Raw genomic sequence first — 11,082 nt, 5'->3', positions numbered from 1 at the left:
CTGTGCTGTACGGCAGGGCCGGAGCGCTGGCCGGCGGGCGAACGGCCTTGTGGCTTTCGCAGGCGTTGGCCAAAGCACCGGCCCAGATCGAGATCTGCGTTCCGGCTCCTCGGCAGATCCGGGCTCAGAAGGGGATGATCGCTCGTCAGGCTCGGAAGCTGGCGGATCGTGGCGACTATATGAAATCGCCGCCCCGGCTCAGGATTGAGCATGCTCTGCTCGACGTCGTTCGACGGGAGGCCGAGGCCGAGGCGGTGAGCGGCCTGGTGCTCGGCACTCTGCAGAAGCGCCTGACCACGGCCGCGCGGGTGCGGGCGGCGCTGGCCACGCGAGAACGGCTTCGCTGGCGCCGTCTGCTCGGTGATCTTCTGGGCGAGCTCGACGCGGGAGTGCAGTCGCCTTTGGAGTCCGTGTTCTTCCGCCGGGTCGAATGTGACCACGGGCTTCCGAGAGGGGTGCGCAACCAGCCCAGGGTCGAGCCCGACGGCCACAAACGGTACCGCGATGTTCGGTACGAGGTGCAGCTTGTGGTGGTCGAACTGGACGGGCGCGAGGCGCATCCGGCGTCGGAGGCGTTTCGCGACATGCGCAGAGACAATGCGGTGGTGGCTGCCGGCGAGGTCGTGCTGCGTTACGGGTGGCGGGATGTCACGAAGCAGCCGTGCCTGGTTGCTGCCGAACTTGCTGAGGTGCTCATCAGGCGGGGTTGGGCTGGGCGCCCGCGCCTATGTGGGGCCGGTTGTGCGCTCTACGCATGAACAAGTTGCACCCTGGCGACACTTTGTTCATACGTAGAGCCACAGTGACCTGGCCCTGCGCTGCGCCCAGCCCCACCAAAGCCGGCCTCAGTACCGGAACCGCTCCACCAGCGCATGCAGGTTGGTGGACAAGGTGGCCAGCTCGGCGGAGGCCCGCTGAGCCTCGGCGATCCCCTGGCCAGAAGCCTGGGCCGCGTTGGCCACCGACTGCACATCGGTGGCGATGCTTGCCGAGCCGTTGGCGGCTTCGCCGATGGTGCGGGCGATCTCGTTGGTGGTGGCCGTCTGTTCCTCCACCGCCGAGGCGATGGTGGTCTGGAAAGAGTTGATGTCCTCGATGGTCTGGGTGATGCGCTCGATGGCGTGCACCGCGGCCTGGGTGTCTTCCTGGATGGCGCCGACCCGGCTGGAGATGTCCTCGGTGGCCCGGGCGGTCTCCTGGGCCAGTTGCTTGACCTCTTCGGCAACGACGGCGAAGCCCTTGCCGGCCTCACCGGCGCGGGCGGCCTCGATGGTCGCGTTCAGGGCGAGAAGGTTGGTCTGCTCGGCGATCGAGGTGATCACCTTGACCACGTTGCCGATCTCGGTGCTCGAGGCGCCCAGCTTGCCGATGGTCTCGCCGGCCTTGGCGGCCTCGGACACGGCTGAGCCGGCCACCCGCACGGCCTCCGAAGACGACTGGGCGATCTCGCGGATGCTGGCCGACATCTCCTCGGTGCCGGCGGCGACGGTCTGCACGTTGCTGGAGACCTGAGACGAGGTCGCGCCCAGCGCATTGGCCTGTGAGGTGGCCATTTCGGAGGCGGAGGCGATCTGCTGGGAGACTGACGAGAGTTCCTCGGCGCTGCCGGACAGGGTGGTGGAGGTGCCGCCGATCTCCTGCATGGCCTGGCGCAGCGAGGCCTGGGCGACGTTGAGGGAGAGGGCCATCTGACCCACCTCGTCCTTGGTGGTGACCCGAACGCTGTGGGTCAGGTCGCCCTTGGCCAGGGCGTCCAGAGCGTCGCGCACCCGGCCCACCGAACCAGCGACCGCCTTGGCGATCCAGTAGCCGAAGAGCACCAGTAGCACCGCACCGATACCGGTGTAGAGCCAGATCTTCACCACGGCCGAGCGGGCCGTGGACTTGCCCTCGGCCACCGCCTTGGTCAGTTCCTCGCTGTAGCTCTCGCCCAGCGCGTTGACCTTGGCGCGCGCCTCGTCGGCAGCGGTCCCGAAGTCTCCATTCACGAGATCGCCCAGTTCGCGGTACTGAGCTCCCGTGAGCGGTTCGGTCGACTCAGTGAGCGGCGCCAGCTGTTCCTGGTAGACCGTCTGCATCCGTTCGACCAGACCCAGCGCATCGGTGAGCAACTGCCCCTGCTCCGGTGTCGGATCCTGTGAGTTGAGCTGATTGAGGGCGTCGGTGACGGTGGTTGCTGCCTCCGCCATGCCCTTCTGAGCCGCCTCGATGTCGGCCGGGCGGTAGGCGAGTCCGGTCTGGAGCACGTAGCGCCGAAGTCGGGCCTGAGCAGTATTGGTGTCCTTGACCAGAACCAGTTCCTGCACAGTCTGCTCAACGGTCTCAGTGGCCTCTGCCTGTACGTTGTTCACCGCGGACTGCCCGGTGTAACCGACGATCACGGTCAGCAGGAGGGCCACGGCGACCAGGGTGAGGATCTTGACGATCAGCCGAAGGTCCAGGAATCGCTGGACGGGTGAGGAGGACCGGGCCTCCGGGGACCTGCCCACGGAAGCATTCGGGCTCGCACTCAACGGGGGCCTCCTAGTCGAACTGCCAAAGACTCAGAACTGCTCGATCCGGTATCGGCAGCCGGGGGCCGCGACTGAGCACCACCGGCCGGTACAAATTCTGGGCCGCGCTCACAGGTCCGACATGATGCTCCGGTGACCACCGACGTACCCGAGAGCCGCTTCCAGGCCGACCTCGTGCCGTACCTCAAGCAGGCCGACCTGGACCATGTGGAACTGGTTGCCGGCCCGAACGAACTGAGGTTGCGCATCGACGTGGTCAACGCGGGTCAGCTCTTCTACTGGGTCACCTTCGTCGCCACCGACGACATGACGTTCGCCCAGGCGTTCGCAGCGAAGGCGGCGATGCGGTCGTTCCCCTGGACGATGCCGTTCCGGCCGAAGCTTGAACGCGCGCAGGCCGCCCTGCCCGTGCTGTGCCGGTGGCAGCGCGCCTACGCGCAGGACACGGCAAACCTGTGCGCAACGTTGCTGGAGAAGCACTTCGAGGTTTCGCTGGAGTCGGTGCGTGTGCTGAGCACATCTGCAGATAGGCCGAAAGCCGCTTTCAGCGAGCCGCCGGCCTCGGCAGCCAAGAGCCAGAAGGTGTGGCTGGGTGCGATCACGGCCTGGTACATGCAGTCCAAGGCCTAATCAGCAGCGGCCACAGCAGAGCGCACGGCCGGTGCGATCTGCGAGGCCCAGACCTTCAGGCTTCGCTCGTCCAGGGATCCGAAGTTCCCGGTGAACAAGGTGAAGCCGCCGGCGCCGTGCTCAAGAACCGCAGACGTCAGCTCCTCGACCCATTGCTCAGGCGACCCGCCGACCCAGCGACCTGAATCGTCCCTTGTTCGAGGAAGGTCTTCGGCAGTGATGTTGCCGGCCAGGTTGTAGATGGTTCGGATGTCTGCGGGCGAACGTCCAGCGGCTACGGCGGCCTTGTCAACCAAAGGACGCGATTGGCGGAACCTTTCACTCAGCCAGTCGGCGGCATGCCCCGGAATCCAGCCGTCGGCAACCCTTCCGGTGGCGGCCAGCGACCGTGGCCCGACCGAGCCGGTCCAGATGGGCAGTGGAGCGATCGGGACCGGGTCAATGGCATTCACCCGGTAGTGCTTTCCGGAGAAGGTCACGGCCGGCCCGGGGGAGGAGAGCTGCCGGATGAGGACGATGGCCTCTTCGAACGCCTCGACGGCGGCTGCGGGGGAGAGCCGATCGACTCCTAGATCGGTGATCCGGTCCCAGATGCCGCCCGCTCCCATGCCCAGCGCCACACGTCCGCCGGTCATGGTCGAAAGGGTGGTGATCGTGCGGGCCAGGACCGCGGGAGGCCGGGTGGGCAGATTGGTCACGTTCACGAAGCCCGAGATGTGCTCGGTCCGGCCCAGCAGGAACGCCAGGGCCGCGTACGCGTCGAGGTATTTGGCCTGGTAGGGGTGGTCGGAGACGGAGAAGTGGTCCAGCCCCAGGCGGTCGGCCGACTGCACGCTGGGCAGCAGGCGTACCGGATCGGCCGAGTCTGCACCGAATCCGAAGACGACCCTTGCGGTGCTCAAGCTCATGTTCATCCCCCAGACCATTTAGTTCGTGTCACGAAACGTAATAGTTCGTGGCACGAAAAGCAATGGTTGCCGCTCGGGGGCGCTCCTAGACTCCGTCGCATGCAGAGCTTCATCGATGAAGTCGTGGACGGGGTGGCCGAGCTGCCGGGCGTGCAAGCGGTGACGCTCGGAGGTTCCCGAGCACAGGGCACGGCCCGGCCGGACAGCGACTGGGACCTCGGCATCTACTACCGCGACGAGTTCGATCCGCAGTCGTTGCGCGAGATGGGCTACGAGGGTCAGGTTTCCGAGATCGGTGGATGGGGTGGCGGGGTCTTCAACGGCGGTGCCTGGTTGCAGGTCCAAGGGCAATCGGTGGACGTGCACTACCGGGATCTCGCGGTGGTGGAACGAGAGGTCGAGAGGGCTGCCCGGGGTGAGTTCGACATCCAGCCTCTGATGTTTCACCTGGCCGGGATCCCCACCTACCTGGTGGTGGCCGAGCTGGCGATCAACCGAGTGCTTCGGGGTGCCCTGCCGGTGGTTGCGGAGTATCCCGTGGCGTTGCGTCAGTCGGCGTCACAGCAGTGGCTGGGCCGGGCGCGGATGCACCTCGGTTATGCCGAGAGTGGCCATGTCGCGCAGGGCCGGGCTCTGCAGGGGTTGGGCCTGATCGCTGTGGCAGCGACGGAATATGCCCATTCGGTCATGGCTTCAAGGGGAGAGTGGGTCACCAATGAGAAGCGTCTCCTGGCCGAAGCCGGGCTGCAGAACGTTGACCAGGTTCTCGCGCAGTCGGTGGATCCAGGGCCGTTGATCGGCGTGCTCAAGGATCGGCTGGCGTCCTGAGCCCGGCAAACGACATCGGGGCAACAAAGCCTGTGCACTACAGGCGTTGTTGCCCCGATCTGCCGTCTGCTCAGAACTTCCCGTTGCTGGCGCAGGTGACCAGCTGACGCACGCAGCTCTTCACCCGGTCGGCCATCGTCTTGGTGTCCCAGGCGATGAACACGTCACCGTGCATGGAGGACGCCATCCCCGAGGAGAGCGTGAAGCCCTCCTTGGAGCCGCCGGTCGGGTAGTAGATCGACTTGGTGATCGCCGGGATGCGCACCGGGTGGCTCTTCGGGCAGTCGCCCATCGAGCCGTAGGCCACGTGCGACTTGTGGTCCGGGCTGTCCAGGTGCTTGCCGTCCCAGCAGTCGGGGTAGCGCATCATGAAGTGCACCGTGCCGCCGTCGCCGCAGACCGGCCAGTTGCCGTCGGTGCTGCGGGTCTTGCCCTCGACCGGGCCGCCCGAGCAGTAGAACGCGTCGCGGGAGCCGGCCGGGGTCTTGACCTGCTTGCTCGCATCGCCGTAGATCATCCGCATGCCGTTCGGCATCGGCATGGTCTTCTTCTTGTTCTTGTCGTCGAGCAGGCTGCCGTAGTAGACGATGAACTCGCTGGGCTGCACTGCCTTGCCGGTCTTCTTGCTGGTCAGCGTGGGCACCCAGTAGGAGGAGAAGTCCTTCTTGGGGACGCAGCTGGTCGCGGTGAACTTCATCAGGCTGGCCGGGGTGGTGGTCGCGTTGGTCTTGCGGTTCCCGACGAAGGAGTGCATGTGCGACTTCCCCTTCTGACCGGGGAACACGATCGGGTCGTTCTTGCCCGAGTGGCTGTACTTGCAGGTCGCGTTGAACTCGGGGTTCTGCTTGGCGGTGGCCGGGACCTTGCGCGGCTTGACCTTCTTGAACTCGGCCAGCTGGGCCTGCCAGGCCTTCTTGTCCACCTTGATCCACTTGCCCTTGGGGGCGGCGGAGTGGTGCACGGTGTTGGACTCCGCAGCGGCAGACAACTCGGCGGCGTTACCGGGACCGATCCGTAGGGCCACCGCGGCGACCGTTGCCAACACCAGAGCGGTCAGCACAGCAACCACCACGCGCACCGGGCGCAGCTTCCTGCGACGTTCTGCCACGAGCTTTTACTCCTCCTCCACCGGCCCCTCCTGACGAGGGGTCTTCTCAGGTGTCGGACGAGAGTCAAGCGATAACTGGCGAATATCCCGTAGTCCAAAGGTCCCAGTGCGGGCACTCTGAACGAATGCACATGACCTACGAGCGTGACGGCGACGAGGCCTACCTGCACCTGGTGGACCGGGCTGACGAGCGTGAGTCCCCGGCCTATCAGATGTTCCGTCTGCAGGGTGAGGCGTTCCTGTTCTTCGATCTGGACAAGCACGGAAAAGTTCTCGGCATGCGGTTCGAGCTCGCGAGCACCGTCCTCCCGCAGGAAGTGCTCGATCGAGCCCCTCAGCCCTAGCGGTCGGCCACCACCGCGTCGAACGCAGCCACGGCGGCGCCTCGCGCACCGGCCATGTCCAGGTCCGGCACCAGCGCGAAGTTGGCGGCCGCGATCTGCTCCTGTCGCAGCTGGGTGTGCTCGCGCACGGTGTTGAGGAACCACTGCCGGAACGAGGGGGCGGCCTCGACCACGCCGCCGCCGACGAAGTAGACGTCGGGGTCGGTGAAGTTGGCGGCGATGGTGAAGAGCTTGCCGATGGCCTTGGCCTGCTGCCCGAACACGGCCAGGGCCAGCGGGTCTTCCCGCTCGGCGTAGCCGCGCAGCTGCTTGGCCGCGCTCGAGATGGACTCGCCGGCCAGCGGATGGTCGGGGAACTTGGGCAGCCAGTAAGGCAGCAGGTTGTTCTTGATCCCGGTGAGCGAGGCCAGGCTCTCCACGTCGCCGAGGAAGCCGCAGTTGCAGCGCGGGATCGGCTGGTCCGACTCGATCACGTCCTGCACCGGGATCTGCACGTGCCCGAGCTCGCCGGCCATCCCGGCGACGCCCTTGATCACCCGGCCGTCGTGCACCACGCCGCCGCCGAACCCGGTACCGACGATGCCCGCCACCGATGACTTCTGCATCGCCTCGTCGGGGCCGAAGTGCCGGTGGTGCGCGTAGAGCGAGGCCGCGTTGGCGTCGTTGTTGTAGACCACCGGCAGGCCCAGGCGACGCTCGAGCGCGGCCCGGATGTCGAAGCCGTGCCAGCTGACCGCCGAGAAGTTGGTGGCGCCCTTGGACGAGATCACGCCGGCCGCGCTGGCCGGGCCCGGGGTGTCCAGACCGACCGCCTTGACCAGGGTCAACGGCGTGTTGGTGATCCGGCAGATGTTCTCGAAGGAGTCGGCCAGGGCCTCGACCGCGAGCTCGGGCCCGTCGAGCACCCGGCTGGGGATCTCGACGAGCTGGTCGACCAGGAACTGCCCGGTCGCGTCCAGCACGGTGGCATTGTCGGTGGTGCCCCCGTTGTCGAGACCGACGACGACCCAGGAAGCGGGAGTGCGGATGGCTGGCGGCTGCGTCACGGCAAAAGCTTAGGCTCCGGGGCCGCCGGGCGGGCTGGTCCGATCCTCAGGCGTGTTACCGACCTTGATCCTTGACTCAAGGGCGTCTTGTCCGGTTTAGAGTGCGGAAAATCCCTGCACATCTCTCCCGGAGGCCCGTCCTGAAACTCGGTGAGCATCTGTCGCGTCTTACCCGTTCGGCCGCCGAGGCGCAGAAGCCGGCTCTCGTGGTGCAGGGAGGTGGGATGCGGGGCGTGTACTCGATGGCGGCACTGGCCGTACTGGAGGACGCCGGGCTGCGGGACGCCTTCTCGGTGGTCGTGGGCAGCAGTGCGGGGGCGATCAACGGCGCCTACTTCCTGGCCGGGCAGGCGAACGAGGGCCTGCGCATCTACGTCGACGAGCTGAGCCACAGCTCGTTCATCAACCCCCGGCGGCTGTGGCGGGTGGTGGATGTGGATTTCTTGGTGGATGAGGTGCTGAAGCGCCGCCGCCCGCTGGACGTGGCCGCGCTCGACGCCGTGGCGGCTCCGCTGATCACCGTGCTGACCGACGCCCAGACGGCCGAGGCGGTAACGGTTTCCAACCGCGACGGGCACGACCTGCTCGAGGTGCTGCGCGCCACGGCCGCCCTGCCCGCGCTCTACAACAAGCGGATCGCCCTGGGGGGCGGGCTGACCGGAAGGCACTTCATCGACGGCGGCATCGTGGCCCCGGTACCGGTGGACCAGGCCCTGGCCCTGGGCGTGCCCGAGGCCCTGGTGGTGATGACCCGGTCGTTCGACTTCAAGCAGGACGACCTGAGCACGCCGATGCGGATGCTCGGCCGGATGCTGGCCCGGGGTCAGGCACGATTCGTGAAGGACAACATCAGCCGGCCGAGCGAGACCTATGCAGCCCTGCTGGCCCGGCTGAAGGCGGAGAACGCGCTGGAGCGGCGCACGACCTGGACGGTGGCACCGAGCACCATCGTGACGGCCCGCACCACGCTCGACGCGGCCGTTCTGGAGGCCACGGCGGAGCTGGGCCGACAGGACATGCTGGCGATGCTGGAGCAGGAGTACCGGCCCTGGCCCGAACCGGAGAGCAGGCCAGATCGTCGGCTCGAGCCCGGGAGCAGGCGTGAGTCCGGGAGCAGACCTGAGTCCATGCCTGAGCCCATGCCTGAGCCCATGCCTGAGCCCGAGGCCGCTGAGCAGACCTCCGCGCGCTCCGCGGCTGATCCTGGTCAGGCGTCGAGGGGCGAAACCTCGCTCTCGTCTTCCGAACTCACCGAGTAGTCGGGCAGCACCGGCCGCTCGAACGTCTCCCACTCGGTGCCTGCCGGAACCCCGGCCTCGCTCCGGATGCGGGCGGCAGCCGCCTCGGTGGCCGCCGCCCGCACGTGCCAGGCGCCGTCGGGTGAGGCTCCGACCACGATGAACACCCAGGACGGCGAGCGGCCGGAGGCCTGGTCGACGAGCAGGGCGCGGCGCCAGTCGTAGTCGGCCTGCTCGCGCAGCTCCAGACGCAGCTGCTCGGCCCGCCGGGAACGCGACCACTCGACCGTCTTCTCGGTGAGCACCAGCATTCTGGCCGCCTGCGCGATGATCGCGCCCTTGGTGCGTTCGTGGGCGTTGGCGATCGCCTGCCACGACGCCTCCCCCCGAAGCTCTTCGACCAGCTGCTCGGTCTCCTGCCCGCCCCAGCGCTCGCCGTTGCGGGACGGGCGCATCGACCGCTCTTCCAGCGTCTTTCGCCAGTCGTGACCGTGGCGCAGTTGCACCCGCAGCCAGCCGATCACCTCCCCGGCCCCCAGCCCCAGATCGGCCGGCGCCATCCGGACGGCCTGACTGCGGATCGCCCCCGAGGTGCGGCCCATACGGTTGGCGATCTCGCCGATACTGATGCCCTGCTGCAGCCATTCGGCCAATTGACGGTTCTGCGCCTCGTCCCACGCCAGGCCCGAGTTGGTGGGCTCTGGCTGTTCGATTTCCCCCATAACGGCACGATAGCCACCGAACGTGGTCCGGCACCGGCCTCGACCGGGCGCCTGTGGATAGTCGTTCGCGGCACGAACGGTCGGATATCCTCGGGCGATGAACGTGAGGTCCGACGGCGGCATGAGCGCGGAGACCCGCAGCGGGATGGGCGTGGAGTCCGACGGCGGGATGGGCGCGGAGACCGGCGGCGGTATGGGCGTGAAGCCCGACGGTGGGATGCGTTTGGAGTCCGACGGGATGGGCGTGGTGCCGGCGCTGGTGCGCGGGTCGTTCCTGATCGAGCGCGTGTATGCCGACTCCGCCCGTGAACACGGCATCACCCCGCAGCAGGGCGTGCTGATCTGCGTGCTCATGCCCGGTCCGCTGGGCATGACCGAACTGAGCCAGACCCTCAGCCTGGCCAAGTCCAGCCTCACCGGCCTGGTGAACCGCAGCGAGGCGAACGGTCTGGTGGAGCGTGCGACCGACCCGGTGGACACCCGGGCCGTGGTGGTCTCGCTGACCCCGGCCGGATCCGCTACCGCGGAGAAGTTCTACGCCGGAACCTGCCGCCGCGTAGACGCTTTGACCAAGAGTCTGGACCCGGCCGAGCGCGACACCCTGAGCGCGCTGCTCGGCCGGGTGGTCACCGACAACGAGGTGCCGATGGTGTTCATGGACGAGCGCCGCTGAACGTCAGTGCACGTGGATCAGTACCTCGCCGTGCAGGATGCTGATCCAGCCGTCCTCGTGCGCGGCCCACTCCCGCCAGGCCTCCGAGATCGACTCCAGGTCGCGCTGGGCGGCCAGTTCACTCGTCAATAATTGTTGCGTGATGGCCGAATTCAGGATGCGGTCGGCCCACATGCCGCCCCAGCCCTCACGCGACTCGGGCTCGGCGTGGCACCAGGTGGACGAGGAGACAGTCACGTCGGCCGCGCCCGCCGCGTGTGCCCAGGCCAGCAACCGCCGTCCGGCATTCGGCTCGCCGCCGTTGGTCCGCGCGACCGTCTGGTAGAGCGTCAGCCACTGATCCAGAGCGGGCAGTTGCGGGTACCAGACGAATCCGCTGTGGTCAGCATCCCGCACCGCCACCACACCGCCGGGGCGGCAGACCCGGATCATCTCGCGCAGCGCCGCCACCGGATCGGCGACGTGCTGCAGCACCTGGTGCGCGTGCACCACATCGAACGAATCCGACTCGAACTGCAGGGCATGTACGTCGGCCACGACCGCCTCGACGTTCCTCACGCCCCGCCGCTCCAGTTCGGCGAGCGTGATCGCCACCGCCTCTTCGTTCATCTCGGTCGCTGTAACCGTACCTGGCGCAACCAATTCGGCCAGATCAGCGGTGATCGTTGCCGGCCCGCTGCCCACGTCGAGCAGGCGCAGCCCGGGCCTCAGATGCGGGAGCAGATAGACGGCGGAGTTCTGCGCGGTGCGGCTGCGATGCGATCGCAGCACGCTCTCGGCGTGGCCATGCGTGTATTTGGCAGCGTTGGACATGCCCGTGACGGTACTCGAGCTTCTCGCATAGTGAGAGTCCCATCTTGCGATGTGAGATTCGGTGACGGCTCAGTCGCCTGCGAGGTGCGGGTGCGGGCCAGTGGTCGACCTGTCGGCGCGCGTTTCGAAGGCCGGCGGGCATGCGGGTAGGCGAGCAGGCGGGCGCCGGCGGCGGAGGAGGCATGTGTTGTTCGGTCGCTGTCATGGGTGAAGAGACTTAGACCGTTACGCCGCAAGGAGAAGTCATTGGCCCGCCGGT

At 67.4% G+C, this 11,082-nt stretch carries 12 protein-coding genes; 6 read left to right on the top strand and 6 right to left on the bottom strand.

Translation table 11 applies throughout. The annotated features are described in order from the left end of the window. Window positions 1-758: hypothetical protein (locus LWF15_RS35550; protein ID WP_232815410.1), on the top strand; the 758-nt coding region annotated here is incomplete at its 5' end. 87 nt (window positions 759-845) lie between these two features. Here LWF15_RS35550 and LWF15_RS35545 read toward each other — a convergent pair. Then, window positions 846-2,489 (bottom strand): methyl-accepting chemotaxis protein, encoded by a 1,644-nt coding sequence (locus LWF15_RS35545; protein WP_232815409.1) that lies wholly within the window; start codon window positions 2,487-2,489, stop codon window positions 846-848. A gap of 156 nt (window positions 2,490-2,645) precedes the next feature. On the opposite strand from LWF15_RS35545, the gene LWF15_RS35540 reads away from it, so the two are divergent. Beyond that, window positions 2,646-3,143, top strand: coding sequence for a hypothetical protein (locus LWF15_RS35540; RefSeq protein ID WP_232815408.1), 498 nt, complete (start codon window positions 2,646-2,648; stop codon window positions 3,141-3,143). On the opposite strand, the gene LWF15_RS35535 is transcribed toward LWF15_RS35540, so the two are convergent. Beyond that, window positions 3,140-4,045: an LLM class flavin-dependent oxidoreductase gene (locus tag LWF15_RS35535; protein ID WP_408624694.1), complete on the bottom strand. Its 906-nt coding sequence runs from the start codon at window positions 4,043-4,045 to the stop codon at window positions 3,140-3,142. The genes LWF15_RS35540 and LWF15_RS35535 overlap by 4 nt on opposite strands. Window positions 4,046-4,150: 105 nt before the next feature. Between LWF15_RS35535 and LWF15_RS35530 the strand changes: the two genes are divergently transcribed. Further along, complete coding sequence (locus LWF15_RS35530; RefSeq protein ID WP_232815406.1) at window positions 4,151-4,879, top strand: nucleotidyltransferase domain-containing protein; 729 nt, start codon at window positions 4,151-4,153, stop codon at window positions 4,877-4,879. A gap of 70 nt (window positions 4,880-4,949) precedes the next feature. On the opposite strand, the gene LWF15_RS35525 is transcribed toward LWF15_RS35530, so the two are convergent. Further along, window positions 4,950-5,987: a DUF1996 domain-containing protein gene (locus LWF15_RS35525; protein ID WP_232815405.1), complete on the bottom strand. Its 1,038-nt coding sequence runs from the start codon at window positions 5,985-5,987 to the stop codon at window positions 4,950-4,952. 131 nt (window positions 5,988-6,118) lie between these two features. On the opposite strand from LWF15_RS35525, the gene LWF15_RS35520 reads away from it, so the two are divergent. After that, on the top strand, window positions 6,119-6,331 hold the full coding sequence (locus LWF15_RS35520) for a hypothetical protein (protein WP_232815404.1): 213 nt from the start codon (window positions 6,119-6,121) through the stop codon (window positions 6,329-6,331). Here the strand turns inward: LWF15_RS35520 and LWF15_RS35515 are convergent. After that, window positions 6,328-7,377, bottom strand: coding sequence for an ROK family protein (locus tag LWF15_RS35515; protein ID WP_232815403.1), 1,050 nt, complete (start codon window positions 7,375-7,377; stop codon window positions 6,328-6,330). The genes LWF15_RS35520 and LWF15_RS35515 overlap by 4 nt on opposite strands. 101 nt (window positions 7,378-7,478) lie before the next feature. On the opposite strand from LWF15_RS35515, the gene LWF15_RS35510 reads away from it, so the two are divergent. Further along, a complete protein-coding gene (locus LWF15_RS35510) occupies window positions 7,479-8,636 on the top strand; it encodes a patatin-like phospholipase family protein (protein ID WP_332879965.1) in 1,158 nt (385 codons plus the stop codon). Here LWF15_RS35510 and LWF15_RS35505 read toward each other — a convergent pair. Next, window positions 8,585-9,337 (bottom strand): hypothetical protein, encoded by a 753-nt coding sequence (locus LWF15_RS35505; RefSeq protein ID WP_232815401.1) that lies wholly within the window; start codon window positions 9,335-9,337, stop codon window positions 8,585-8,587. The genes LWF15_RS35510 and LWF15_RS35505 overlap by 52 nt on opposite strands. Window positions 9,338-9,434: 97 nt before the next feature. Between LWF15_RS35505 and LWF15_RS35500 the strand changes: the two genes are divergently transcribed. Continuing rightward, window positions 9,435-10,010: a MarR family winged helix-turn-helix transcriptional regulator gene (locus tag LWF15_RS35500; RefSeq protein ID WP_232815400.1), complete on the top strand. Its 576-nt coding sequence runs from the start codon at window positions 9,435-9,437 to the stop codon at window positions 10,008-10,010. Window positions 10,011-10,013: 3 nt separating this feature from the next. On the opposite strand, the gene LWF15_RS35495 is transcribed toward LWF15_RS35500, so the two are convergent. After that, complete coding sequence (locus LWF15_RS35495; protein WP_232815399.1) at window positions 10,014-10,823, bottom strand: class I SAM-dependent methyltransferase; 810 nt, start codon at window positions 10,821-10,823, stop codon at window positions 10,014-10,016. Window positions 10,824-11,082 lie beyond the last annotated feature (259 nt).

The organism is Kineosporia rhizophila, assembly GCF_021277265.1.
In the GTDB taxonomy this organism is placed as follows: domain Bacteria; phylum Actinomycetota; class Actinomycetes; order Actinomycetales; family Kineosporiaceae; genus Kineosporia; species Kineosporia rhizophila.
The sequence above is the reverse complement of the archived record's forward strand: the minus strand, read 5'-3'. Positions and strand labels throughout refer to the sequence as shown.

Bases quoted from the DNA above. Each gene is read 5' to 3' on its own strand.
- LWF15_RS35520 (WP_232815404.1), top strand. From the start codon at position 6,119: ATGACCTACGAGCGTGACGGCGACGAGGCCTACCTGCACCTGGTGGAC.
- LWF15_RS35530 (WP_232815406.1), top strand. From the start codon at position 4,151: ATGCAGAGCTTCATCGATGAAGTCGTGGACGGGGTGGCCGAGCTGCCG.
- LWF15_RS35495 (WP_232815399.1), bottom strand. From the start codon at position 10,823: ATGTCCAACGCTGCCAAATACACGCATGGCCACGCCGAGAGCGTGCTG.
- LWF15_RS35505 (WP_232815401.1), bottom strand. From the start codon at position 9,337: ATGGGGGAAATCGAACAGCCAGAGCCCACCAACTCGGGCCTGGCGTGG.
- LWF15_RS35500 (WP_232815400.1), top strand. From the start codon at position 9,435: ATGAACGTGAGGTCCGACGGCGGCATGAGCGCGGAGACCCGCAGCGGG.